Annotated in this window: 24 protein-coding genes, 1 tRNA gene and 3 pseudogenes; 10 read left to right on the top strand and 18 right to left on the bottom strand. The window is 46.6% G+C overall.

The genetic code is table 11. The features are described from left to right. Positions 1-77: 77 nt before the first annotated feature. Together ACLJQD_RS18495 and ACLJQD_RS18490 are read left to right on the top strand one after the other, a co-directional pair. Positions 78-566: pseudogene (locus ACLJQD_RS18495) on the top strand (M20/M25/M40 family metallo-hydrolase); the annotation flags it as partial. Positions 567-569: 3 nt separating this feature from the next. Further along, entirely contained in the window at positions 570-1,904 is a 1,335-nt protein-coding gene (locus tag ACLJQD_RS18490) for a hypothetical protein (RefSeq protein ID WP_017440973.1), read from the top strand. Positions 1,905-1,943: 39 nt separating this feature from the next. Here ACLJQD_RS18490 and roxA read toward each other — a convergent pair whose 3' ends face one another. From roxA to rluE, 9 genes are all read right to left on the bottom strand, one after another. Further along, positions 1,944-3,065: a [50S ribosomal protein L16]-arginine 3-hydroxylase gene (roxA, locus tag ACLJQD_RS18485; protein WP_000456514.1), complete on the bottom strand. Its 1,122-nt coding sequence runs from the start codon at positions 3,063-3,065 to the stop codon at positions 1,944-1,946. Between the two features lie 80 nt (positions 3,066-3,145). Further along, the gene (phoQ, locus tag ACLJQD_RS18480) at positions 3,146-4,609 is read right to left on the bottom strand and encodes a two-component system sensor histidine kinase PhoQ (protein ID WP_001031687.1); all 1,464 of its coding nucleotides are present in this window, start codon (positions 4,607-4,609) and stop codon (positions 3,146-3,148) included. Continuing rightward, a complete protein-coding gene (gene phoP, locus ACLJQD_RS18475; protein WP_001537766.1) occupies positions 4,609-5,280 on the bottom strand; it encodes a two-component system response regulator PhoP in 672 nt (223 codons plus the stop codon). Before phoP ends, phoQ begins: the two co-directional genes overlap by 1 nt. Positions 5,281-5,406: 126 nt before the next feature. Next, entirely contained in the window at positions 5,407-6,777 is a 1,371-nt protein-coding gene (purB, locus tag ACLJQD_RS18470) for an adenylosuccinate lyase (RefSeq protein ID WP_000423763.1), read from the bottom strand. A 3-nt stretch (positions 6,778-6,780) separates the two neighbouring features. After that, complete coding sequence (gene hflD, locus ACLJQD_RS18465) at positions 6,781-7,422, bottom strand: high frequency lysogenization protein HflD (protein ID WP_001519653.1); 642 nt, start codon at positions 7,420-7,422, stop codon at positions 6,781-6,783. An 86-nt stretch (positions 7,423-7,508) separates the two neighbouring features. Beyond that, the gene (gene mnmA / locus ACLJQD_RS18460) at positions 7,509-8,615 is read right to left on the bottom strand and encodes a tRNA 2-thiouridine(34) synthase MnmA (RefSeq protein ID WP_000004540.1); all 1,107 of its coding nucleotides are present in this window, start codon (positions 8,613-8,615) and stop codon (positions 7,509-7,511) included. Between the two features lie 53 nt (positions 8,616-8,668). Beyond that, complete coding sequence (locus tag ACLJQD_RS18455) at positions 8,669-9,130, bottom strand: NUDIX hydrolase (RefSeq protein WP_000476070.1); 462 nt, start codon at positions 9,128-9,130, stop codon at positions 8,669-8,671. Between the two features lie 11 nt (positions 9,131-9,141). Next, positions 9,142-9,471, bottom strand: a complete 330-nt coding sequence (locus ACLJQD_RS18450; protein WP_000825956.1) for a lysozyme inhibitor LprI family protein — start codon at positions 9,469-9,471, stop codon at positions 9,142-9,144. Continuing rightward, positions 9,468-10,133 (bottom strand): 23S rRNA pseudouridine(2457) synthase RluE, encoded by a 666-nt coding sequence (rluE, locus tag ACLJQD_RS18445; RefSeq protein WP_001249412.1) that lies wholly within the window; start codon positions 10,131-10,133, stop codon positions 9,468-9,470. Before rluE ends, ACLJQD_RS18450 begins: the two co-directional genes overlap by 4 nt. Positions 10,134-10,304: 171 nt before the next feature. On the opposite strand from rluE, the gene icd reads away from it, so the two are divergent. Together icd and sopF are read left to right on the top strand one after the other, a co-directional pair. Next, a complete protein-coding gene (gene icd / locus ACLJQD_RS18440; protein ID WP_000444508.1) occupies positions 10,305-11,555 on the top strand; it encodes an NADP-dependent isocitrate dehydrogenase in 1,251 nt (416 codons plus the stop codon). A 458-nt stretch (positions 11,556-12,013) separates the two neighbouring features. After that, on the top strand, positions 12,014-13,138 hold the full coding sequence (sopF, locus tag ACLJQD_RS18435; RefSeq protein ID WP_017440974.1) for a type III secretion system effector SopF: 1,125 nt from the start codon (positions 12,014-12,016) through the stop codon (positions 13,136-13,138). 286 nt (positions 13,139-13,424) lie between these two features. Here the strand turns inward: sopF and ACLJQD_RS18430 are convergent. Further along, a pseudogene (locus ACLJQD_RS18430) lies at positions 13,425-13,607 on the bottom strand (hypothetical protein); the annotation flags it as partial. 29 nt (positions 13,608-13,636) lie between these two features. Between ACLJQD_RS18430 and ACLJQD_RS18425 the strand changes: the two are divergent. Further along, a complete protein-coding gene (locus tag ACLJQD_RS18425; protein WP_108630552.1) occupies positions 13,637-13,861 on the top strand; it encodes a PagK family vesicle-borne virulence factor in 225 nt (74 codons plus the stop codon). Positions 13,862-14,001: 140 nt separating this feature from the next. Here the strand turns inward: ACLJQD_RS18425 and ACLJQD_RS18420 are convergent. The 7 genes and pseudogenes from ACLJQD_RS18420 to pagD form a co-directional block, all read right to left on the bottom strand. Then, positions 14,002-14,103 (bottom strand): annotated as a pseudogene (locus ACLJQD_RS18420) (tail fiber assembly protein); the annotation flags it as partial. A gap of 161 nt (positions 14,104-14,264) precedes the next feature. Beyond that, entirely contained in the window at positions 14,265-14,471 is a 207-nt protein-coding gene (locus tag ACLJQD_RS18415) for a hypothetical protein (protein ID WP_017440975.1), read from the bottom strand. A gap of 321 nt (positions 14,472-14,792) precedes the next feature. Continuing rightward, positions 14,793-15,581, bottom strand: coding sequence for a putative envelope lipoprotein EnvF (envF, locus tag ACLJQD_RS18410; RefSeq protein WP_017440976.1), 789 nt, complete (start codon positions 15,579-15,581; stop codon positions 14,793-14,795). A 488-nt stretch (positions 15,582-16,069) separates the two neighbouring features. After that, complete coding sequence (gene msgA, locus ACLJQD_RS18405) at positions 16,070-16,309, bottom strand: virulence protein MsgA (protein WP_000497451.1); 240 nt, start codon at positions 16,307-16,309, stop codon at positions 16,070-16,072. Positions 16,310-16,489: 180 nt separating this feature from the next. Beyond that, positions 16,490-17,011, bottom strand: coding sequence for an RICIN domain-containing protein (locus tag ACLJQD_RS18400; RefSeq protein WP_023195340.1), 522 nt, complete (start codon positions 17,009-17,011; stop codon positions 16,490-16,492). A 414-nt stretch (positions 17,012-17,425) separates the two neighbouring features. Further along, positions 17,426-17,638: a cold shock-like protein CspF gene (gene cspF, locus ACLJQD_RS18395; protein ID WP_001537306.1), complete on the bottom strand. Its 213-nt coding sequence runs from the start codon at positions 17,636-17,638 to the stop codon at positions 17,426-17,428. Positions 17,639-17,769: 131 nt separating this feature from the next. After that, complete coding sequence (gene pagD / locus ACLJQD_RS18390) at positions 17,770-18,033, bottom strand: virulence protein PagD (protein WP_024137295.1); 264 nt, start codon at positions 18,031-18,033, stop codon at positions 17,770-17,772. Positions 18,034-18,839: 806 nt separating this feature from the next. On the opposite strand from pagD, the gene pagC reads away from it, so the two are divergent. Further along, a complete protein-coding gene (gene pagC, locus ACLJQD_RS18385; RefSeq protein WP_000789471.1) occupies positions 18,840-19,397 on the top strand; it encodes a virulence membrane protein PagC in 558 nt (185 codons plus the stop codon). Between the two features lie 405 nt (positions 19,398-19,802). Beyond that, positions 19,803-19,879: transfer RNA gene (locus ACLJQD_RS18380), tRNA-Arg, on the top strand. Between the two features lie 754 nt (positions 19,880-20,633). Here the strand turns inward: ACLJQD_RS18380 and ACLJQD_RS18375 are convergent. Continuing rightward, positions 20,634-20,978, bottom strand: coding sequence for a c-type lysozyme inhibitor (locus ACLJQD_RS18375; protein ID WP_017440977.1), 345 nt, complete (start codon positions 20,976-20,978; stop codon positions 20,634-20,636). 702 nt (positions 20,979-21,680) lie between these two features. On the opposite strand from ACLJQD_RS18375, the gene ACLJQD_RS18370 reads away from it, so the two are divergent. The 3 genes from ACLJQD_RS18370 to ACLJQD_RS18360 all read left to right on the top strand — a co-directional run bounded on the left by ACLJQD_RS18370 (position 21,681) and on the right by ACLJQD_RS18360 (position 23,955). Further along, positions 21,681-21,908, top strand: a complete 228-nt coding sequence (locus ACLJQD_RS18370; RefSeq protein ID WP_077684031.1) for a hypothetical protein — start codon at positions 21,681-21,683, stop codon at positions 21,906-21,908. A 197-nt stretch (positions 21,909-22,105) separates the two neighbouring features. After that, the gene (locus ACLJQD_RS18365; protein WP_017440978.1) at positions 22,106-22,573 is read left to right on the top strand and encodes an Hsp20 family protein; all 468 of its coding nucleotides are present in this window, start codon (positions 22,106-22,108) and stop codon (positions 22,571-22,573) included. A 338-nt stretch (positions 22,574-22,911) separates the two neighbouring features. Then, positions 22,912-23,955, top strand: a complete 1,044-nt coding sequence (locus ACLJQD_RS18360; RefSeq protein ID WP_017440979.1) for a sialidase family protein — start codon at positions 22,912-22,914, stop codon at positions 23,953-23,955. Positions 23,956-23,958: the final 3 nt, after the last annotated feature.

Here is a 23,958-nt window from a genome sequence, read left to right as displayed (position 1 = left end):
CGATCTCCTTCGTTGGCAGATTGATTATGCCGGATGATCTCTAAATGTGAATGGCACGATTATGCGGGATACTTACAGATGAAGCGCCTGAAACCACTGAAGGTTACGAAGGGTTTTATCATCTGGCCAGCATGAAAGGCACCGTTGACCGGGCCGAAATGCACTACATCATTCGCGATTTCGACCGTAAGCAGTTTGAAGCGCGTAAACGCAAAATGATGGAGATTGCCAAAAAAGTCGGTAAGGGGCTGCATCCGGACTGCTATATCGAACTGGTGATTGAGGACAGTTATTACAATATGCGCGAAAAAGTAGTTGAACATCCGCATATTCTCGATATCGCCCAGCAGGCCATGCGCGACTGTCATATTACGCCGGAGATGAAACCGATTCGCGGCGGTACAGACGGGGCGCAACTGTCGTTTATGGGCCTGCCGTGTCCTAATCTCTTTACCGGCGGATATAACTATCATGGTAAACATGAGTTTGTGACGCTGGAGGGGATGGAAAAAGCGGTACAGGTGATTGTACGTATCGCGGAGCTGACGGCGAAGCGCGGCCAGTAGCGAATGTTACGCATTGTGGTGAAGCGTTTTATTATTTATGGCGGGATATTTTCCGCCATCAATTTTTCTGCCTGGAGCGCCGAATATACGCCTTCCTGGTCCCAGCGCCAGCAACAATCTGCAGCATGTCTTATGACCGGCGATGAAACCTGCATGACGTTTATTGATGATGCGGTGAGGCTGGCCTCGCGGCAATATGGCAAACGCTCAATACAGCTTGTTCGTAGCCTGCTATTACAAAGCGATATTTATCAATGGCTGGGTAAACCTGAATTAACGCCGCAAATGCTGCTGCGAGCGCGGGCAATCATGAAAACATTTCCGGCGGGCACTTATCCGGGCGATCGGGCCGATATGTTTGAACACCTTGCAGCCTTTTATGTTTACAGTGACGATCGCCATATAGAGTATTCATCTACAGAGCAGTGGCGATACGAGATCAAGGTTGATTACCATCAGCGGATAGCCTGGCAAGAGCAGGCATTAACGTGGCGGCTTAAAGACAAAAAGGCATCGACGGAGGCATTGGTTTATACCTTAAACAGGATGCGCGACGCTTATTCTGAGGCGCTGGAAGAGTGGGATGTCGAATGTGATAGTGCGCGTAAAGCCTATTATTTGGCGAAGATAGACGCAACGGAGCAGCAGTGGCTGGGCGTTATTTTACGAGATAAAACCTGGGATAATCGTGAGCGCGTCGCCTCTTTTTTGCAGCAGAAAGCAAATATTGCTTATAATGCAGGGCATATTAGCGAGGCGATTAATGCGCTAAGTCAGGCGCTAAAAATTGAGCAAACGCTTTATGGCGCCGAATTCGGCGAAATGACGGTTGACAGCAATAATCTTGCTGGCTTTTATGCACAGGGCCATCATTATAAGGAAGCGAAAGATCTCTACCTTAAACTTATCGCGTATTACCAGAGCCGTTTAACGCCAATGGCGACGGTAATATCACGATTACGCTTTTATTTGCCCGAAAACATCGACCTGGACAGTACCTCCCCCTATCTCCCATTGCTGGAAGAATATAAACGTCGGCAGTCTGACGTATCCATGGTGTTGTATGGTATTTCGCTGCTTTATCAGAATAATCAACAGCTTGAACAAGCAAAAGACTTTGCGGAACGCGCCTTTACGCTTGATGCCGTAGCTTATCCAGCAAAGATGCAGTATGAACGATTACAGCGACTGGCTAATATTGCCGAAGGTCTTGGCGATAACGTACTGGCGCGACGTTACCGACAATTGTCATTTCGCCATCGAATGGCCCACTCGATTTATCCGGGCGATCCGCAATATAACGATTTCGCCAACCCTGGCGGCGATCGTTGTGGATAGTTTGCGTCAGCCCGGCGGTCGCCGGGCATTACGATGTTCTTATCCTTCGAAGAACCAGTACCCGCTATTCACCAGCGCCGCCAGCATCGCGAGGAAGGACGGGTCTTCCAGCGCATCGCCGAAGTTTTCAGCGGTCAGTGCAATATGACTGGCGAGCGCCTCCAGAGCGGGGCGATGCGGAGAGTCTATTTTTTCGCCATTCGCATAGACCTCATCGCCGATACGCAATACGCGAAGCCCGCCGAGACGTACTAATACCTCGCCTTGCTTTAAGGCATCGTAAATTTCATCAGGCTGATACGGCGGCTCTGGCGGCGCAATATCCAGTTCGTGGCGTGACTGAGAGAGAAACTCGCCAAGCCACTGTTGGAAATGCGCGGGTTGATTGATCAAATCGAGCATCATATTACGCAGTTTATCCATCTCCTGCGGCAGGATATCCGCCGGATGCTTGCGGGACGGCATATCCGGATCGCTGTAGTATGTATTGCCCAACTCCCGTTGCAGGACGTAATCGGCAAAACCGCTGATCAGCTCACGGCTATTGGGCGCGCGAAAACCGACCGAATAGTTCATGGCGTTTTCCAGCGCATAGCCTTCATGCGGGAATCCTGGCGGAATATACAGAATGTCGCCCGGCTCCAGCTCTTCATCAATAATGGCCTCGAACGGATCGACTTGTAACAGGTCGGGATGTGGGCAGTGCTGACGCATTTGCAGCTTTTCGCCCACGCGCCAGCGACGGCGACCGGTTCCCTGGATAATAAACACATCATACTGATCCAGATGTGGGCCAACGCCGCCGCCGGGAACGGAAAAGGAGATCATCAGATCGTCGATACGCCAGTCCGGCAGAGCGCGGAACGGGCGCATCAACGCGGCGGTGGGTTCGTGCCAGTGGTTTACCGCCTGTACCAGCAGCGACCAGTTGCTCTCACCCAGATGATCGTAGCTTTCGAAAGGACCATGGCTGACCTGCCATTTGCCATCCTGATGACTAACGAGTCGGCTGTCGATTTCGCTTTCCATCGCCAGCCCCGCCAGCTCATCCGGCGAGAGCGGATCGATAAAGTTGCTAAACCCACGTTTTAAGACCACCGGGCGTTTTTGCCAGTGGCGTTCAAGAAAGTCGGGCCAGTTAAGAGTTAATTGGTATTCCATGTTAAGTATCCGCAGGCTGGTATCTGACACCGATTATAACGGATGCTTAACGAGATGCGTGGAAGAACGCGCAGAAATGTTTATTCCTCTTTCTGTGTGGGGTGCTGTCGGCCAAAAACGACCTCCATACGGGCGCCGCCGAGCAGACTGTCGCTGGCAATGATCTGCCCGGCGTATTGTTCCGTAATCTCGCGCGCGACAGCCAGCCCCACGCCTTGTCCTGGTCGTAGGGTATCGGCGCGCTGACCGCGATCAAACACCAGGGAACGTTTGCTGTGGGGAATGCCTGGGCCATCATCTTCGACGAAAATATGCAAATGATCGTCGGTCTGGCGAGCCGAAATCTCGACAAACTCCAGACAATATTTACAAGCGTTGTCCAGTACGTTGCCCATTACTTCGACAAAGTCGTTTTGCTCGCCGACAAAACTGATCTCTGGTGAAATATCCATACTGATATTCACCCCTTTACGCTGATAAACTTTATTGAGCGCGGAGATCAGGTTATCTAACAACGGCGCGACGGGATGCAGTTCGCGGCTTAACAATACGCCGCTACCGCGCATACTGGCGCGATGCAGATAATAGCCGATCTGCTGGGAAATCCGGCTGATCTGTTCCAGCATCACCGGTTCAGCTTTGCTGACGCTCATCTTTTCGTTGCGTAAAGAGCGTAACGTACTCTGCAAAACCGCGAGCGGCGTTTTTAAACTGTGCGTCAGGTCGGTCAGGGTCGTGCGGTATTTGTTATAACGTTCACGCTCGCTTTTGAGCAGTTGATTAAGGTTGCGCACAAGGCTGGTCAGCTCACGCGTCGTCTCTGGATTGAGCATTTCGCGGTGATGATCTTCAAGTTCGCGGACTTCCCGCGCCAGCGCCTCGATAGGGCGTAAGCTCCACCAGGCGGCGATCCACAGTAAAGGAATGACTAACAGTAAATTGGCGGCCAGCACGTATACGAACCAGCTCCACACCATATAGGAGCGTTTTAGCTCTATCGGAATGGTATCGACCACCACGATGGTTAACTGCGGCATCCGCGCCGTGGCAGGATAAATATTTACCGCTACCGAGTGGGTCATCTCCGCATCATCGTCATCTTCACGTACTTCTTTGAGTTTTTCCTGCGCGGAATGGTCTTCGCTCAACAGCGTGCTGGTGGCGTCTACGTTGGTTTCAATTTCATGGAAGCCGTTCGTTTTTAACCATTCCGGTTGAATACTTTTAATCAGCCAGGGGATGTTGCGCTGCGTCCATAATAATTTGCCCGTTTCATCGTAAATCAGCGTCATGGTCGGGCTTTGCATGTCCAGATTTTCAGGCAGCTCAACGCTGATTTTATTATTTTCCCATTTGGCGAGGGTATAAAACAGGTTGCTTTCGCCGCGCAGCAAACGAAAGGTGGTTTTATCAAAACTTACGCTATAGCCGACCAGCGCCACTATGCCATATGCCAGAGAAAGCACCAGCACGACGCCGGCTGTCGCCAGCAAAAAACGAACCCGCAGCGACAGCGGCAGAAAATGGCGAGCAAATTTATTCATTATCGCAATTCAAAAAGATATCCTTGTCCGCGTACGGTGGTAATGACATCGTGCGGATACTGGGCCTGTATTTTTTTCCGCAGACGCCCCATGAGAACATCAATGGTATGGCTTTCCCGCAGTTCCGCATCCGGATACAGCTGAAGCATCAGCGAATCTTTGCTGACCACTTTACCGTTGTTACGGATAAGCGTTTCCATAATGGTGTATTCGAACGCCGTGAGTTTGATGACCTCTTCATTGACGGATAATTCCCGGCGTGAGAGATCCACCTGGAAAGGCGGGATGTTGATCACCTGGGAGGCCAGACCGCTATTACGGCGCATTAACGCCTGCATACGCGCCATTACCTCTTCGATGTGGAATGGCTTCGTTACGTAGTCATCGGCCCCGGAGCTGAGAACCTCGACTTTATCCTGCCAGCCTTCGCGCGCGGTTAACACCAGAACCGGCAGTGAAACATCACTGCTGCGCCAGCGGCGTATTAAGGAAAGGCCGTCTTCATCCGGCAGACCTAAATCGACAATAGCGATATCCGGAAGGTGTTCATTAAGGTAGTAATCAGCTTCCCTGGCATCTTCTGCGGCATCGACCTGGTGACCTGAATCCTGGAGCTGAACCTTCAGGTGGTGGCGTAATAATGCATTATCCTCTACAACCAGTACGCGCATCATCTCTTCTCCCTTGTGTTAACAATAAGAACAGTCTAGCGTTGATTATGGTGCTTTGGGGATAAACAGTTAATAAACCAGACAAATAGTCACCCTCTTTCTGAAGAAAAGAGGGTGAGGCAGGCATTATTTAAGTTCGTCGACCAGAGTCACAGCGCGACCGATATAATTTGCCGGCGTCATGGCTTTAAGGCGCGTTTTTTCTGCTTCCGGCAGGGCCAGACTATCAATAAACTGTTTCATTCCTTCGGCATCAACACGCTTGCCACGGGTCAACTCTTTCAGTTTTTCATATGGTTTTTCAATACCATAGCGGCGCATGACGGTCTGGATCGGCTCGGCTAATACTTCCCAGTTGTGATCCAGTTCGTCAAGCAGATGATCGCGGTTTACTTCCAGCTTGCTGACGCCCTTCAGGGTGGACTGATAAGCGATAAGCGCATAGCCGATGCCGACACCCAGGTTACGCAGGACGGTTGAGTCGGTCAGATCGCGCTGCCAGCGGGAAACCGGCAGTTTGTTTGCCAGATGGTGCAACACTGCATTAGACAGACCGAGGTTGCCTTCTGAGTTTTCAAAGTCAATGGGGTTAACTTTATGCGGCATGGTAGAAGAACCGATCTCCCCGGCGATGGTTTTCTGTTTGAAATGGTTCAACGCAATATAGCCCCAGACATCGCGATCGAAATCGATCAGGATGGTGTTAAAGCGCGCGATACAGTCAAACAGTTCCGCAATATAATCATGCGGTTCAATCTGGGTGGTGTAAGGGTTCCACTGGATGCCCAGCGAGGTGACGAACTCTTCGCTGAACTGATGCCAGTCAACTTCCGGATAGGCGGCGATATGCGCGTTATAGTTGCCTACGGCGCCGTTGATTTTACCGAGGATCTCCACCTGGTTGAGCTGGCGGAACTGACGCTCCATTCGATACGCCACGTTCGCCATCTCTTTACCCAGAGTGGAAGGTGTTGCCGGCTGGCCGTGGGTGCGGGAGAGCAGAGGAATATCGCGATACTGCGTGGCGAGATCTTTAACCGCGTTAATCACCTGACGCCAGTAAGGCAGGATCACTTCATCGCGCGCGGTTTTGAGCATTAACGCGTGCGACAGGTTGTTAATGTCCTCAGAAGTGCAGGCAAAGTGGATAAACTCGGAAACGTCATGTAGCGCCGGGATCGCGGCGACTTTTTCTTTCAGAAAATACTCAACCGCTTTCACATCGTGATTCGTGGTGCGCTCAATGGTTTTAATGCGCGCGGCATCTTCTTCATTGAAGTTTGCCACAAGCGTATCCAGGTAACCGTTTGCGTCGGCAGCAAAAGCAGGAACTTCCTTGATCGCTGCGTGCGCGGCTAATTTCTGCAGCCAACGTACTTCGACTTGTACACGAAATTTCAGCAAACCGTATTCGCTAAAAATTCCGCGCAGCGCGCTGACTTTATCGCCGTAGCGTCCATCGACAGGGGAAACGGCGGTCAGTGAGGATAATTCCATAGATCATAACTCCGGGGTTAAATGAGCAAGAATTTGTTTTGCCTGAGTCGTCAGGCGATGACGAGAAAACATAAGTTGTAGGCGACCACCGCCTACCTGATGCCAGAGCACGGCTGCACGGATGCCTGCCAGTAGCGAGGCGCGGACTTTGGCCTGCACCTGCGGACTTTGCAGAACGGCCGGGGAGCCTGTCACCTGAATGCGCGGGCCCAATGGGCTAATCACATCTACGTAGATGCCCGCCATGGCGCTCATTAACGTGTCTGACTGTAAATCAAAATGATCAAGCTGGCGCTGCAGGCCATTAATGCGATCGCCTAACGTATTCAACGCGCCTTTGGCGGATGACAGCTTGCGCTCCAGCACCATCAGGCTAAGCGTATAACGCGTCAGTTCGGCGTTAAGTCCTTGTCGGCTGCTGGCATTCAGCACGCCGAGCAGTGTTTCCAGACCAAGACGCAGGTTAGCTTCGCTGCCGCCGAACACGCCCAGAGTAGAACTGGGATTCATATCAATGACACTGTTGAGTGAAACGTGCAACGCGTCGGCATCACAGTGCCCCTGGTGCGCCAGTTGTTGCACCAGGCGTGCCGACTGGCAAATGCCAGACAGCGCGAGGGTGATGTCATAATAATTCTTTGCCACAATCACTGCTTCCTTGTATCAAATAAAATACACTTCATCTTTTAAGTCGCTTTGAGGCGACTTGAATGGTGTTGTGTATTGAATAATCAGACCGTCAGCGGCAGTCGCTGCTCGATAATGCCGCCGCCCAGGCAGACTTCGCCGCTGTAAAAGACAGCGGACTGGCCCGGCGTAACGGCGGCAACCGGCTCGTCAAAAATGACCTCGATACGATCGTCATCCAGCGCGTTAATCGTGCACGGAATATCGGTCTGGCGGTAGCGGGTTTTTACCGTACAGCGCAGAGTGCCGGTGAACGGTTCGCGATCGACCCAATGTAGCTGCTGGGCGATGAGGCCTACCGACATCAGGCGTGGGTGCTCATGCCCCTGGGCGACAATTAACACATTGTTTTCAACGTCTTTATCCACCACATACCAGGGGTCTTCGCTACCGTCTTTGGTGCCGCCGATTCCCAGCCCTTTACGCTGACCGAGCGTATGATACATCAGACCCTGATGCTCGCCGATTTCATCGCCGTCAACGGTAATGATTTTCCCCGGCTGCGCAGGCAGATAGCGCCCTAAAAAGTCGCGGAATTTGCGCTCGCCGATAAAGCAGATGCCGGTAGAATCTTTTTTCTTTGCGGTTACCAGTCCCAAATCTTCGGCGATTTTACGCACCTGCGGTTTTTCCAGTTCGCCAACCGGGAACAGACTTTGCGCAATCTGCTCATGGCCAAGCGTATAGAGGAAGTAGCTCTGATCTTTGTTGCCGTCGAGCCCGCGCAACAACCGGCTTTTGCCGTTTACATCCGCGCGGCGAACGTAGTGACCGGTGGCGATATAGTCGGCGCCTAAATCTTCTGCGGCAAATTCAAGGAAGGCTTTAAATTTGATCTCTTTATTGCACAGAATATCCGGGTTCGGCGTACGGCCCGCTTTGTACTCTTCAAGGAACAGTTCAAAGACGTTATCCCAATATTCTGCGGCAAAATTAACGGTATGCAGTTCAATGCCAAGCTTGTCGCACACGGCCTGCGCGTCAGCCAGATCGGCTGCTGCGGTACAGTATTCCTCACCATCGTCCTCTTCCCAGTTCTTCATGAACAGGCCTTCTACCTGATAACCCTGTTGTTGCAACAGCCAGGCGGAAACGGAGGAATCGACACCGCCGGACATGCCGACGATCACTTTTTTTGGGCTTTCTGACATTGGAATACTCGCGACATTGAACTTCAAGGCGGCGTATTCTACCACGCAGCCCTTTACTTGACACCCTCTGTAAACGGCCAGTTAAATTCGCCCACTATAGATAAGGGGTAACGTTGTCCCGTTTGATAACTGCGAATGCTTTCAGCCACCAGCGGAGAACGTAAATTCGGCGCGTTCAGAATCTCGTCGGCGCTCACCCAACGGCAGCAATCGATGTCATTGTCATGGGGTTCGGTCGCGCAAATATGATCAAGCTTGATAGCGAATAAAAAGCGCAGGAACGGGGTCTTATCCGGCGCAATCCACTGATGCATACGGATAAAATACTGTGGTTGCGCCGTGATGCCAGTCTCTTCCCACAGTTCACGCGCGGCGGCCTGCGCCAGCGTTTCATCTGCCTCCAGGTGTCCGGCAGGTTGATTCCATAACGATTTACCGTTGATGGTCTCTTCCACCACCAGAAATTTATCTTCGGCATGTACGATGCAGGCAACGGTCACGTGCGGCTTGAACATAGGTATCCTTATTAAAGCGGTTTATCAATGTGGTCATAGATCGCGTCAAGCTGTTTCAGACGCTCGTTATAAGCTTTTGTCAGACAGGTGACGTCGGCCTTGCACTGCTGACGCTGTTTAAGCCAGCTCTGCTGGGCGTCCTGCAGGGCGCCGCGACTGCCCATCGCGAACAACCCTTTCAGAAACTGATATTTGGTGTGCATTTCCACGTCTTTATCATTCAGCGTCAGGTGCGCGCAGATAGCCTTTTCATCCGCAGCCTGCGCTTTCTGGCAGTCGAAGCTGGCCGCATTAACGGATAACGGTGTTAATAAAGCAAAAGCAATGAGAAGCCGTTTCATCTGTCTTTCTCCTGTGCTATCTCGCGCCACTGTCCATTATCGAGGCCGTTGAGCGTGTAGTCGCCCATGCTGTAACGAATTAATCGTAGAGTGGGATGACCGACATGCGCTGTCATGCGTCTTACCTGGCGGTTGCGGCCTTCATATAAGGTGACTTTTAGCCAACTGGTGGGAATATTCTTCCGTTCGCGAATCGGCGGGGTGCGCGGCCACAGCCAGTCAGGCTCCGCGACAATCTCAATACCGGCGGGCAGGGTAGGGCCATCGTTGAGCGTGACGCCAGTACGAAGCGCCTGCAGCGCTGCATTATCCGGGATACCTTCTACCTGAACATAGTAAATCTTGCCGGTGCGTTTGCCCGGTTGCGTGAGGCGCGCCTGCAGCGCGCCGTCATTAGTCAGCACCAAAAGCCCTTCGCTGTCGCGGTCCAGGCGGCCTGCGGCATAAACGCCTTGCACAGGAATAAAATCTTTTAACGTGCGGCGACCTGCTTCATCCGTGAACTGCGGCAACACATCGTAAGGTTTATTGAACAAAACCACGCGTTTTGGCTGGTTTTCTTTCCGTGATTTAGATGCTTGTCGTGAGCTGAATCGCTTAACGTAGTGATTTCTAAAAGAAGTTTTTTGCATGGTGTTTTCAGAACTTATTAATTGCCGCATTATAGCGCAATAATGAGTGTCTTTCATGGCGGCAAACAATAGGGTAGTATTGACATGCTCATTACAAAACATTAACAAAAAATTGCTCTAACGCAGTCGTGCAGCAGGACGCCATTGCACATGCAGCGCGATGACAGACGAGCAAACCAGAAGCGCTCGAAGGAGAGGTGAATGGAAAGCAAAGTAGTTGTTCCGGTGGAAGGTAAGAAGATCACCCTGCAAAACGGCAAACTCAACGTTCCTGAGAATCCGATTATCCCGTTTATTGAAGGCGATGGTATCGGTGTTGATGTCACTCCAGCCATGCTTAAAGTGGTCGATGCCGCCGTCGAGAAAGCCTATAAAGGCGAGCGTAAAATTTCCTGGATGGAAATTTACACCGGAGAAAAATCCACACAGGTTTACGGCCAGGATGTCTGGCTTCCCGCTGAAACCCTTGATTTAATTCGTGATTACCGCGTAGCGATTAAAGGTCCGTTGACCACGCCGGTTGGCGGCGGTATCCGCTCTCTGAACGTTGCCCTGCGTCAGGAGCTTGACCTGTACGTTTGTCTGCGTCCCGTTCGCTACTATCAGGGCACGCCAAGTCCGGTGAAACATCCGGAGCTGACCGATATGGTCATCTTCCGTGAAAACTCTGAAGACATCTACGCCGGAATTGAATGGAAAGCTGACTCTGCAGACGCTGAGAAAGTGATCAAGTTCCTGCGCGAAGAGATGGGCGTGAAGAAAATTCGCTTCCCGGAGCACTGCGGTATCGGTATCAAACCGTGTTCTGAAGAAGGCACTAAACGTCTGGTTCGCGCGGCGATTGAATACGCTATTACCAACGATCGCGATTCCGTTACGCTGGTACATAAAGGCAATATCATGAAGTTCACCGAAGGCGCGTTTAAAGACTGGGGCTACCAGTTGGCGCGCGACGAGTTCGGCGGTGAGCTTATTGACGGCGGTCCGTGGCTGAAAATTAAGAACCCGAACACGGGTAAAGAGATCGTGGTTAAAGACGTTATCGCCGATGCGTTCCTGCAACAGATCCTGTTGCGTCCGGCGGAGTACGACGTTATCGCCTGTATGAACCTGAACGGTGACTATATTTCCGATGCCCTGGCGGCTCAGGTTGGCGGTATCGGTATTGCACCGGGTGCGAATATCGGCGACGAATGCGCGTTGTTTGAAGCGACTCACGGGACTGCGCCGAAATATGCGGGCCAGGATAAAGTCAACCCAGGCTCCATTATTCTGTCTGCGGAGATGATGCTGCGCCACATGCAGTGGTTCGAAGCGGCGGATCTGATTGTTAAAGGTATGGAAGGCGCGATTGCCGCGAAGACCGTGACCTATGACTTTGAACGCCTGATGGAAGGCGCTAAGCTGCTGAAATGTAGTGAGTTTGGCGACGCGATTATCGCAAATATGTAATAACGATAATTGTTAAAAACTAAAACGGGGACTTAACGTCCCCGTTTTTATTATTAGCATTCGAACGGTTATCAAAACTTTATCAAAAAAATTTATCAAAACTCCCTCAATTCAGACCGCAATAGTAGTTCATCCTTTACCCCAATCGTCATGATAACCTGAGACCCCCTGAAAGCTGATAGTTACCGATTTTGATTGTGGTGGTTTTCTTTATGATGTGTGGTTTGGCTATTTTTTGAAAGTGCCTTACCAGATTTATTGTTATTATCAGGGGATTATTTCAATAAAAGGTGATGATTTATTGCCTGCAATAGTGGGTAGATTAAGCATTTTATGAAATTATTAGTGTCTTTATTTGCACTTCTACAAGGCTGTTAAGAGGTGTTGAAATATCAGCCTGGTAAAGAATACGTCAGCGAAAGTGAATGCTATATTAGTCATAAAAATTCAGGAGACATATGCTCAAACCTATCTTCTACAGTGGAAGTGTGAAGGTTCCGGAATATCTGGAAACAGATAAGGAAAAAAATGTCGGACGTACTCCTCTGTCTTCAGACATTCAGCAAATTAAAAATTTTGTTGAAGATGTTCCGCCATTTCCAGAAAGCAGAGCGGTGAGCGGTTCTGTAAGCGCAGCGTACAGGCTTTCTTTTGACGAAGTGTTTTGCGGTCTCAGCAATGAAGAGCGTAAAAAGGTGTATGGTCGCCTTTTTGGAAAACAAGTACTTGCGCATATTCATTCCAGGTGTCAGCGCGACGCTGACATAATAAGAGAAAAAGCGCTCAGGCGGATAAGCCGTGAGTGTGGTGCCGAAATAGATTGCGCTCTCTTGCTAAATAAGATGGTGGATATTTTACAAAATGCCCGGCTGACAATAAATTTTAATGCAGCAAAAATTGACTTTGTCTCTCTCTTAAAAAATAAAGAATATCTGAACTCTTATGCATTAGGTTGCAGACCGGGAGATTTACCTGCTTATAATGTCGGGCGTGATTCAGTTGAAACTAAAGCATTTGAACTGGAGAAGCTTGCAGATTCACCTTATGCCCCATATGGTCAGACAGGCGGTTTTTCCGTAGCATATACTCCCAACAGTAAAACTTTTAGCCCTACAAGCAGACCAATTTATGCTGCACTGGACTTTCTGAACGGTGAAAATGGAGGGGCCAGCGCCTATGGGAAATCATTTTTTGAATTAAATGATAATGTAAAAACAAATTGTACATTCTCACCTTTTGATATCTACGGCCACAGATTTGGCCTGGATACGAGTAAATTATCTACATTTTGCCATATGGAGAACCTGATTGCATCCTGTCAAAATGATTTTTTTGGTTATAATTGCTTTAAGAGTTTGGTTAAAATGGCTAAGGGCGAAAAATTTTTAGCTCATTCTAATTATGGTACAGGCTATGAAGGGAATTATATAGAGGCTCATATTCATGGTGATGTATGTTTATTCAGAGATATAAAGCACGTTTATTTGTCTTTGCAAGAAAATTCTTACTCGGAAAGTCAACTATATGATTATGCAAAACTAATAAACCAGGCGCTTAATAGAGACTGCATAATATTATATTGACAAGCTTATTATCAGTCTCTTTAAAAGAGCTTTAAATGATCATGAGCACATACTTCTTGAGGTAGGCAGTAACTGCTTTTATATTTATTATCTCAGGATCGTTCTGGCAGATACCTGGGTGGCACTTCAGTATGGTCTGGCAAAATAGAGGAATATGGACCAGCAGAAGCGCCTGCTGGCTACTTTTCACTTAAATCGCTGAACTTCACCGGCGCTACAGATGAAGCTACCTTCACAGTCATCAGGTGTCCTGCATTACCACAGGAGTGATTTACTGGCTATCGATATTCCTGCTCATCAGGTTTTTACGCCATCTACGCAAATTTATTCTGCTATAAGTTGAAATACTGCAAAAAATATTAAGGCTTATTATTTTTTCTTTAAGTAAATTTTCGTTCAACAAACTTAATTGTTTATTCAATGATGATGAAGCATGAGTTATGCTGAAAATGAGGGAAGTTAACAGCAAGGATAATCTTAATATTTACGGGTGATATTATGAGACATCGTGTATTTTTCCCATTGCTTCTGGTGTTGTCGGCTACAGCCTTTTCGGCATCGGCGATGGCTGCCAGTGATTCAAAACCCCCACCAGATAATACAAAACACGCCTCCCGTGGCTGGCCGTTAGGCCCCGAAGCATTTATTCACCCAGAATGGTGTGAACATTGGCCAGCAGGTGAGATGAAGCCACCGGGGTGGTGTCAGGTTTGTGGTTGTTAGTTTTTTACAGAAAACTATATCAACCATATCAGGACTGAGGGTATATCAGGCTATTATGTTTCATCAGCTCATCCTGAATTGAATATTACCTCAGGCTGGTGTGTTTTATTAACGCCAGCCTGATTTTTCACAATGTTATATTACTGGCTTACAGGCCTGTCAGGCCAGTCAGGTTTTGATGTGTCCACACGGTTTACCAACACCCTGTATTTTTCCATTTGTCGCTCATCATCTGTTGCCATCAATGACAGTATTGCACTCTTTCCCGTACATTGCTCTCCCGACCAGCTCACGGTCCAGTACATGACAGTCCTCTACCACTTCGCTACGCCTAATTTTTTGTTTTTGAGTTGCTCTGTTTTATTGCGCTGAACTTGTACCTCAAAAAAATAATTTTCAATACTTATTTGAATATTTTTTTTATGATTTTTTCACGAAATGAGTAAAAAATAAAATGAAGAATGATATACATAATTAATGCAATAAAAAATGACATCACACCAATTGATGGTCCTGTTTTGTATACGAATAACATGCATAAAAATATAGCAAATAGATCAAGGGAAATATTCGTGATGAAATCAGTAATTATTTTGAAAAAATTCTTCATATTACCTCTTTAAAATATCTATTTTATTCGTCATTTTTAGGTCGGGCAGTGCTCGAAATTCTCACGTACAACGTATACGCTCCGGTTTCTGCGCGCTGCCCGGCTTTACACTGGCTCCAACAAGTACGCCCGCTGGACCAGGTTCCTGGCGTCACATAACTTCACCTGTTTATCCACAAAAGGCTCAATAAATAAATATTTTGAGTACGAAAAATTACAGTGCCAGAGAATGAAATGGCGATTCGCTGTCTTCAGGCAGTGCTTTAGTACCTGGCACGTGTTCTTTCGCGCTATAATTTTTATCAATGTTTGTATCGCCTACTATTTTTTAAATGTCTGCTGTATTTCGTTCATCTTTTCAGCTGCTTTTTTACGCTGACTTTCAATGTCTTTTCTCGATTGTTCAACAAGTTGCTGTGCTTTTTCGGCTTCTTTTTTGGGGTCGAAAGGTTCTTTGGTCTCATATCCGGCAATAGAACCATCCTTATTTAAGGTCATTACCGCACGTCCTGTATTTTTAGCAGTGATGGTAATGTCATAGACGAATTCGCCATTATGAGCTATCTCTGCTCGTACAACGATATCGCTATCTTCCGTAACGGAAATGATGCCACTGGCGTTAGCGCGTTTAATTGTTTCCTGAATACGCTCTGGTATAATGCTGAAATTGATCGAGTCGAATTTGAATAAAGCTTCTTTTAGTGCTTCTTGTTTTTGCTCCTCTGTTATAGTGCCAAAGATGGTTAAGTTGACAGGCGAAGGTCCCCCCCAGTAGCCGTTGTTAAATTTAAACATCTCTACTTTAGCAGGGGTGTTAACACTCTGTCGAATGAATGAATACCCGCCCTTGAAGAAACGGACTTCAATAATCGCAAGATTGGCTCCACCTTTTGCGTTGATATTGGCAATAGCTTTTTGCATTTCGGCTTTATCGTAAAAGAACATTGATTGCTGGTGCTCTTTTTGCTGGATTTCTTGCATGTATTTCTCTTGATTTTTTTCAGCTTCCGCCATGGCATCTTTATCGTTATCACAGGCGCTAATTAGAGTTGCCGCGATGAAGGTAATCGGAAGTAAGAGATTTTTATATGTAACATGTATTTTATTCATGTGAAGTATTTCCCTTTTTTATATAAAATAGATGCCTTGACTGGTCGAGACTATCCTGGAAACATAGTAATAATGCGTGTGCATATCTGCAGTAAGTTTTAGTTATGCTGGTTTTATTTCGGATTTTTACCTGTTACTTTTTGTTCGTAAATAGGTATTTTACGTATTGATGATAAGTTTAGAACCTATCCCAGTAGGCGTAATCGTTAAAGCCAGTTTGGCGAATAAAAGAGTCTAATGGGATAGGCTCTTAATAAACAAAAAAACCAAACGTACTTTCAGAGTTCAGGCTGGAATGCGCATAGCTGATTGTTGATAAGGGCTACTCATACCGACAGGCCAGTGAAGCGATGAATGTCGGTTCCACATACCGGTCTGAGATATCAACAACAACATGTTCTGAGTGGTGGCGTTTGCGTTATATCGTCACAGACAGCGCCTCAGGGCGCTGTTTTCGATCGGATATGTCGCTTTCGCAGGAGGGGGCGTTATTCGGCGACCAGCCACATATCAGCCTCTTCAAACATCTCTTCCAGCATACGGTGCAGCCGTTCTTTCTCGGTTTTTGTACAGTCACTGTTTAATGCGTTCGCCTGCATTGGCTTAACTTTCACTTGCGCATCGGGAAAAAGTTGATGTACGCGTTTTGTGAGTTCATTGAGGATGATTTCGCGTGCGCCTGGCAAACCTTCAACATTTCGCTTGTCATAAACGAGTTCGACGAACATCGCCATTTCCTTTTTACTGGTTGGATGACCAGTATTTAAGCTGGGTATATAACTGGTGTCAAGGTTTAGCCGCCGTTTTGTCATCCTGACGTTGCGGACGTGACCGCACGTGGAAGTAAAGGTCGCTAACCTGTTGTCGTGTCATGAGGTTAGCGGCTCTCTCTTCACAGCGGTGTCCTGCTACCTGATGGTAAATTCCAGGGCGCGACTAAAATCGCAATCGGCCAACACAACAGGGTCGCCTTTTCTGACAATAATGCTATTTGTGCCCAGGCATTTTCGGCTCTGTTTCCCCTTAATTTTGTTATCATCAGTGAGCCAGCGCTGGTTATCATTACCCGTGCATGAATAAAGAATGATTGGTGTGCCTTCTTTTGTACCTTGTCCTGCGGCATCCAGACATTTCTCACCCTGCGTGATTCTATCTCGGTGAAATGAGAAAAGCTGAGATTGCACATGCTTACACTCCCGCAGCGTCAAACGATTCTGTTGATCTGGGCCTGCATCAAGGCACAGACCATCAGTTGTCCGAATTTGTTCCGCGTCATTTATGTAATAACCACCGGAATTAATCTGGTTTTGTGTAATGACCGGGAACGACAAATTAATACTATAAGGTGCGGGTAAACCGTTCGTCGTACATCCACATAAAATAGAGGAGAGGCAGAGAACCAGTGTGGTTTTTCCTGAAAGCAAAGTCATTCAATTATTACCCTAAAAATAAATAGCGTTACAACTATATTGGCGATTTATACCCACTGAATATGACGTAGCTTTGAGCGGCAATAGAGATAATTCCGATAGAATCACATAAATACTTCGGTTAAATGCGCGCAGCCAGCCACTCCTGTGACGATGGGTATATAGCGTTAAATACTTTTGCAATATTAGATGCTATCACAGTGAAAAACGGCTGTACATTTCTTCACGTTAAACAAAGTGAGAAGGGGGGACACCCGATATATGATAAAAGAGCTCACAGGAGTCATTAGCAAAATAAATCCTTTAGATCTTCGCCACTGAAAACATTCTGCAGCCTTTCAGGCAAAGCCTCATAGCAGACTGCGGAGGTATACGGGCTCGCTAAATTTTTCTGAAAAAATGCCGAGTGACGAATTATGAAAGATAAACGTTGGCGGCGGTAGGTCCGCGGAGGCCATTAATACGACAAAACTCAACGCGTATACCGGGGATAAGCGCTTCTGTTTCGTGTTGGCGACATGCTGAAATGTGGACCTGAACATCTTTGCGTCCATCGGAGGGGGTGATGAGACCTTTACCGCTCTTACAATCAAAGGTTTTGACAATTCCTGTCATTTTACGAGACAAACAAATTCCTTAATGGGGATAACGAGGCGCACTATACACGTCAGGAAAAATAATGCCAGCTATATTTGATGGCAATCAAGATTTCCGGATGGCTAAAAGTAGTCGTTCGGCACCATTGTAGATAAATAACATTATGTTCTGGAGAAAGTATTCCCTTTCCTGGCGTCGTTGGTTGGTGCGGACATCATGGGTTTTGTCGTCGGGCAGGAAGGTGAACTAATCTGCCTGGCTTGCTTTTTATCGGTATTTGTAGGTGGTTGCGGGGTTTTACTACCAAAATCGTAGATAAAAATTTCCCATGATGCCTGTTGTAAACCAGAACAATGGTCTGAACTGGCCAAAACATGGAATGAAAAAATAAGTAATGTCCAAAGCATAAAAGCATGATGTTTCATAGCACCTCCTGTTATATGTAATGACTTGTGAAGTTCATCTCCTGAATTATGGAGCGTCATTGACATTTTTTATTCAACGAAGAGTTAACCACTCTTAATAATAATGGGTTTTATAGCGAAATAGACTTTTTTATCGAGTGTTTAATATTTGCGTCCGTTATTATTTTTCTGGAATGTAAATTCTCTCTCAACACAGGTGATATTTATGTTGGAATTGTGGTGTTGATTCTATTCTTATAACAAGAAATGTTGTAACTGATAGACATATTAAAAGATTAAATCGGAGCGGGAATAAATCGTGCTAAGCATCATGGTGAATATGATTACGGTGCCAGCGATGGCATATAACGGTATTGCGGCTGGAGCGTCACGTGAGGACTGTGAAGCACAATGCGATATGTTCTGGTTATATGGCGAGTTTGCTTAATGACATGTTTTTAGCCGATCGGCGTCAGGTTTCTTAATGTGGTTGTGAGGTTTTTGCTTTAAATATTAAATGGTTGTATGGCGAGTTTGTTGTTCTATAGTGGCTAAATACTTTATGGTTTCTGTTAAATATATATGCGTGAGAAAAATTAGCATTCAAATCTATAAAAGTTAGATGACATTGTAGAACCGGTTACCTAAATGAGCGATAGAGTGCTTCGGTAGTGAAAATATCTTTCAGGAAGTAAACACATCAGGAGCGATAGCGGTGAATTATTCGTGGTTTTGTCGATTCGGCATAGTGGCGATAACTGAATGCCGGATCGGTACTGCAGGTGTTTAAACACACCGTAAATAATAAGTAGTATTAAGGAGTTGTTATGAAAAATATTATTTTATCCACTTTAGTTATTACTACAAGCGTTTTGGTTGTAAATGTTGCACAGGCCGATACTAACGCCTTTTCCGTGGGGTATGCACAAAGTAAAGTTCAGGATTTCAAAAATATCCGAGGGGTAAATGTGAAATACCGTTATGAGGATGACTCTCCGGTAAGTTTTATTTCCTCGCTAAGTTACTTATATGGAGACAGACAGGCTTCCGGGTCTGTTGAGCCTGAAGGTATTCATTACCATGACAAGTTTGAGGTGAAGTACGGTTCTTTAATGGTTGGGCCAGCCTATCGATTGTCTGACAATTTTTCGTTATACGCGCTGGCGGGTGTCGGCACGGTAAAGGCGACATTTAAAGAACATTCCACTCAGGATGGCGATTCTTTTTCTAACAAAATTTCCTCAAGGAAAACGGGATTTGCCTGGGGCGCGGGTGTACAGATGAATCCGCTGGAGAATATCGTCGTCGATGTTGGGTATGAAGGAAGCAACATCTCCTCTACAAAAATAAACGGCTTCAACGTCGGGGTTGGATACCGTTTCTGAAAAGCATAAGCTATGCGGAAGGTTCGCCTTCCGCACCGCCAGTCAATAAAACAGGGCTTCTTTACCAGTGACACGTACCTGCCTGTCTTTTCTCTCTTCGTCATACTCTCTTCGTCATAGTGACGCTGTACATAACATCTCACCAGCATAAGCACAGATAAAGGATTGTGGTAAGCAATCAAGGTTGCTCAGGTAGGTGATAAGCAGGAAGGAAAATCTGGTGTAAATAACGCCAGATCTCACAAGATTCACTCTGAAAAATTTTCCTGGAATTAATCACAATGTCATCAAGATTTTGTGACCGCCTTCGCATATTGTACCTGCCGTTGAACGACTACTGAAAAGTAGCAAGGTATGTATTTTATCCAGGAGAGCACCTTTTTTGCGCCTGGCAGAAGTCCCCAGCCGCCACTAGCTCAGCTGGATAGAGCATCAACCTCCTAAGTTGATGGTGCGAGGTTCGAGGCCTCGGTGGCGGTCCAATGTGGTTATCGTATAATGTTATTACCTCAGTGTCAGGCTGATGATGTGGGTTCGACTCCCACTGACCACTTCAGTTTTGAATAAGTATTGTCTCGCAACCCTGTTACAGAATAATTTCATTTATTACGTGACAAGATAGTCATTTATAAAAAATGCACAAAAATGTTATTGTCTTTTATTACTTGTGAGTTGTAGATTTTTCTTATGCGGTGAATCCCCCTTTGCGGCGGGGCGTCCAGTCAAATAGTTAATGTTCCTCGCGAACCATATTGACTGTGGTATGGTTCACCGGGAGGCACCCGGCACCGCAATTTTTTATAAAATGAAATTCACACCCTATGGTTCAGAGCGGTGTCTTTTTACATCAGGTGGGCAAGCATAATGCAGGTTAACGTGAAAGATACGATCAATAGTAGAAACCAGTGATTTCGTTTATGGTCTGGGGATTTAACCGCGCCAGAGCGTATGCAAGACCCTGGCGCGGTTGGCCGGTGATCGTTCAATAGTGCGAATATGAATGGTTACCAGCCGCTGCGAATTCTACCTGGGCCACTTAATAAAGCAAAACATTTAAACGCTCAACAACGACAATTCAGACAGTTCGAACTTTTCTTTAAAAATAGGATTAACCATGTTCAAAAGTGGTTACTAATTAGCCATTATACTACGGTAGTGATTCACATATTCTTTAACGTTACGTTACAGGAAGGTTGAAGTGGAAATGCCTGATGAGTCTTCAGGCATTTCTTAAGGTTAGTTAGCTAAGGAACAGTTACTGAGAACAGGTTTATCATCACTTTCCACCAGTTCAGCCGTTTTGCCTTTGGTATAAAGTTTATAAGTATAATTTTTGTCTATGGCTTCGTAATTTGCTCCGGAGGCCATTTTCATTAACCGCATCGGGATCATCTCGTTTACCTGACTGATAATCGCATAGGCGTTTCCAGCCTCGGTGTTGACGTAAATCACCTCCATAACCTGGTTATCATTACAGGTGTATATAGATTTAGAAATCTCCTGCGAAGCTGCTATAGAGGTGGTACTGGCGCTAAGCGCAGCGAGAAAGAGGGTAAATGGGATCAATTTACGTTTCATCATTAGTATCCTTTGTGCATAAAATTGTCGTTAATTCCCTGGAGTACGGGAGATAAAGCGGCATCAATACGATGAATGCTGTAGTATTCCTGTTTACTGACGAAAAGTGCGCCAGAAAAGCGTATTATAATTTATCTATTACTGACATATGTGATGAGTAGACAAATCTTAAAATCATAAACTATAGGCTGCAAATCATTATGGTGCGATAGAAAATGATTGTCACCACTGCTCAATACTATGGCATAAAAACCGAAGAAAACGGTACTGTTCACTGTCTCGTTTCATATGGTATCTGTCAGTGAAACTATTTCTTTAAATGATGGTCTTTTTATTATCGATCAGATAATGGCATCAACAGGGGTTATTCAGGAGTATATGTGAAAAAGTGGCTTATAGGAGGGATATTGATCGCAAGTTTTCTGACCGGTTGTCTGATGTGGCACAACATTGATAAATGGTTTAATAAAGATATCGAATTTTTCTACGTCGGAGACGATAGCTAAAATTCCTGTGAGTTGGCAACGGGAGTCATATCTTCAGGTATGGCGCCCGGAGTAGCCGGGCGCAAATTGTAGGTGTATAAATGTCATTTCATTAAAATTTTAGCGACAACATGTACAGTCACTATCGCGTGCTAACGACCCTCTGAAGTCACAAGATGAATAAGCCAGTTTTTTGTTTCAGCGGTGACTGAAACATATTTTGCTCCTGGTGGGCTTACCGCCAGTTGCTGAAAAAGACAACGATGATGTAACTGTTGCAGAGACTGACGAATACGACGACCGTGAATTTTATTTTTGGCGACCATATTTCCTCCCAAAAGGCCGCCCGAAGGCGGCGCTGGGTTTGATAATGGAGAAGGGCGTTGGTCACTGCCATAACCAACCTGTATACACTAATGCAATTGATAATCATTATCAATTGCGATGATGAAGAAAAATTGTAAAGATGAAGGGACAGCGGAAATGGCAATGAACGGGATGAGACTTTTCGTTAACCACTTAAATTCGTGACTAAAAAAAGGCTTTTATAGGCTTGAAAATGTTTTTTCCGTCCCTATGTAGTCAGTGGACAAGCAATGCTTGCCTTGATGTTGAACTTTTGAATAGTGATTCAGGAGGTTAATGATGGCACTCAGAACCTTGTCAGCACTTCCCGTGTTTGCTGATTCTCTTTTCTCTGACCGTTTCAACCGTATTGATAGACTTTTCAGTCAATTAACAGGAGATACGCCAGTCGCTGCGACGCCAGCTTACGATCTGCAAAAGCGCGATGCGAATAACTATCTGCTTACCGTGAGCGTTCCTGGCTGGAAAGAGGAAGAGCTTGAAATTGAAACGGTTGGCGGCAACCTGAATATTACGGGTAAACACACTGAAGAGACGGTAGAGGATCAGACGCACTGGATTTATCGTGGTATCCGTAAGACGGATTTCCAGTTGAGTTTTTCTTTGCCTGAACATGCTAAGGTGAATAATGCAAAACTGGAACAGGGCCTCTTGTTGGTCGAGATTTACCAGGAGATCCCTGAAAGCGAGAAACCGAAAAAAATTGCCATAGAAAGCAAACCAAAGGCGATTGAACACAAATCATAATCGCGTTAATGAAGGCCCGCTTAGACGGGCCTTCATTGCCTGTAGCGAAAAGTATCCCGTCATGCTTGTAGGCACAGATCGCTAAATATTATAGCCCTGACCTCTATATTATCCCGTGCCACTGACCTCGTCGCCATTGGACGGCGGTAAGTTGGAATTATCCGCGAGGTCAGTCCAATTTTTGTCCACTCTCGACATTCTGCCTGTTATGGGCGCGATATCTGAACATAAATTCGTATAGCGGTTCATCGTTTTCACCGCGTTGATGCTATTTCTGCTAACACTACTTTCATACGTAAAAAAGCTGATGCTTTTTACCTTATTTAATCGAGGCAGGTATGAAATTAGCGCTCGTCAATCGGCAGGTCATTTTACCGGAAAGCGGAACCGAGTCCTTTCAGTGCCATGCCTCTACGCTTGTTCGCTTACCGTGCGGTACGCTAGTGGCCGCATGGTTCGCGGGGTTGCGCGAAGGAAGCGAAGATACAGCCATCTGGCTATCTCGCTATGAACATAATATCTGGACAACACCGCAGCGAGTGGCGGCACGCGAGGGGGAAGCGCACTGGAATCCGGTGTTATTTTACCCGTCGGATAAATTGTGGTTATTTTATAAAGTAGGCAGCGACGTACACGTGTGGAAAACCTGGTTTATCACCTCCAGCGATCGAGGATTTACCTGGAGTACGCCAGCTCCGTTGGTCAACGATGATATTTTGCCGCGCGGTCCCGTAAAAAATAAACTCCTGCTGGCATCAAATGGCGCCTGGATTGCGCCAGGGTCGATTGAAAGTCCTGAACGGTGGAGGGCATTTGTGGATCGATCCTCTGACGAAGGAAAACACTGGAATATCTCTTTTGTTCCGCTGGAGCCTGATAACGCTATTTCCGGGACAAACGTAGCGTTGTGGGATGGTATAAAAAAGGGGGTGTTGTGGGAATGTTGTCTGGAAAACCTCCTGCGCTGGGATGGCGTTATTCAGCCTACGCTGTGGGAGTCTTCTCCGGGGCATATCCATATGTTGTTACGAAGCACACGCGGGGCAATTTTTCGCAGTGATTCAATCGACTATGGCGCTACCTGGTCTGTTGCCCGCGCGACATCTTTACCGAATAATAATAGTGGTATCGATCTGGTTAGTATGCAGGACGGTACGCTGATTCTTGCGTTAAATCCGGTCAACGGCAACTGGGGAAAGCGCTATCCGCTTTCACTGATTGCTTCCCAGGATAATGGCGAATCATGGCTACCGCTACTGGACCTGGAAAGTGACCACGGTGAGTATTCTTATCCCGCTATTATTAGCGAGGGGAGCGTCGTACATATCACCTACACGTGGAACCGGAAAAATATCGTATATTGTCGATTACAAACGGTATAAGGC

The sequence above is a fragment of the Salmonella sp. SAL04214 genome (assembly GCF_046550615.1).
Classification (GTDB): domain Bacteria; phylum Pseudomonadota; class Gammaproteobacteria; order Enterobacterales; family Enterobacteriaceae; genus Salmonella; species Salmonella enterica.
Note: the sequence above shows the minus strand (reverse complement) of the source record. Positions and strands in the feature narration are given on the sequence as shown.

Coding starts and splice junctions, on each gene's coding strand:
- icd (WP_000444508.1), top strand. CDS start 10,305: ATGGAAAGCAAAGTAGTTGTTCCGGTGGAAGGTAAGAAGATCACCCTG.
- ACLJQD_RS18375 (WP_017440977.1), bottom strand. CDS start 20,978: ATGATGAAACGTAAATTGATCCCATTTACCCTCTTTCTCGCTGCGCTT.
- pagD (WP_024137295.1), bottom strand. CDS start 18,033: ATGAAACATCATGCTTTTATGCTTTGGACATTACTTATTTTTTCATTC.
- ACLJQD_RS18415 (WP_017440975.1), bottom strand. CDS start 14,471: ATGAAGAATTTTTTCAAAATAATTACTGATTTCATCACGAATATTTCC.
- ACLJQD_RS18425 (WP_108630552.1), top strand. CDS start 13,637: ATGAGACATCGTGTATTTTTCCCATTGCTTCTGGTGTTGTCGGCTACA.
- ACLJQD_RS18365 (WP_017440978.1), top strand. CDS start 22,106: ATGGCACTCAGAACCTTGTCAGCACTTCCCGTGTTTGCTGATTCTCTT.
- envF (WP_017440976.1), bottom strand. CDS start 15,581: ATGAATAAAATACATGTTACATATAAAAATCTCTTACTTCCGATTACC.
- ACLJQD_RS18490 (WP_017440973.1), top strand. CDS start 570: ATGTTACGCATTGTGGTGAAGCGTTTTATTATTTATGGCGGGATATTT.
- mnmA (WP_000004540.1), bottom strand. CDS start 8,615: ATGTCAGAAAGCCCAAAAAAAGTGATCGTCGGCATGTCCGGCGGTGTC.
- phoQ (WP_001031687.1), bottom strand. CDS start 4,609: ATGAATAAATTTGCTCGCCATTTTCTGCCGCTGTCGCTGCGGGTTCGT.
- purB (WP_000423763.1), bottom strand. CDS start 6,777: ATGGAATTATCCTCACTGACCGCCGTTTCCCCTGTCGATGGACGCTAC.
- ACLJQD_RS18360 (WP_017440979.1), top strand. CDS start 22,912: ATGAAATTAGCGCTCGTCAATCGGCAGGTCATTTTACCGGAAAGCGGA.
- msgA (WP_000497451.1), bottom strand. CDS start 16,309: ATGTTCGTCGAACTCGTTTATGACAAGCGAAATGTTGAAGGTTTGCCA.
- ACLJQD_RS18455 (WP_000476070.1), bottom strand. CDS start 9,130: ATGTTCAAGCCGCACGTGACCGTTGCCTGCATCGTACATGCCGAAGAT.
- rluE (WP_001249412.1), bottom strand. CDS start 10,133: ATGCGGCAATTAATAAGTTCTGAAAACACCATGCAAAAAACTTCTTTT.
- ACLJQD_RS18450 (WP_000825956.1), bottom strand. CDS start 9,471: ATGAAACGGCTTCTCATTGCTTTTGCTTTATTAACACCGTTATCCGTT.
- phoP (WP_001537766.1), bottom strand. CDS start 5,280: ATGCGCGTACTGGTTGTAGAGGATAATGCATTATTACGCCACCACCTG.
- ACLJQD_RS18400 (WP_023195340.1), bottom strand. CDS start 17,011: ATGACTTTGCTTTCAGGAAAAACCACACTGGTTCTCTGCCTCTCCTCT.
- sopF (WP_017440974.1), top strand. CDS start 12,014: ATGCTCAAACCTATCTTCTACAGTGGAAGTGTGAAGGTTCCGGAATAT.
- roxA (WP_000456514.1), bottom strand. CDS start 3,065: ATGGAATACCAATTAACTCTTAACTGGCCCGACTTTCTTGAACGCCAC.
- pagC (WP_000789471.1), top strand. CDS start 18,840: ATGAAAAATATTATTTTATCCACTTTAGTTATTACTACAAGCGTTTTG.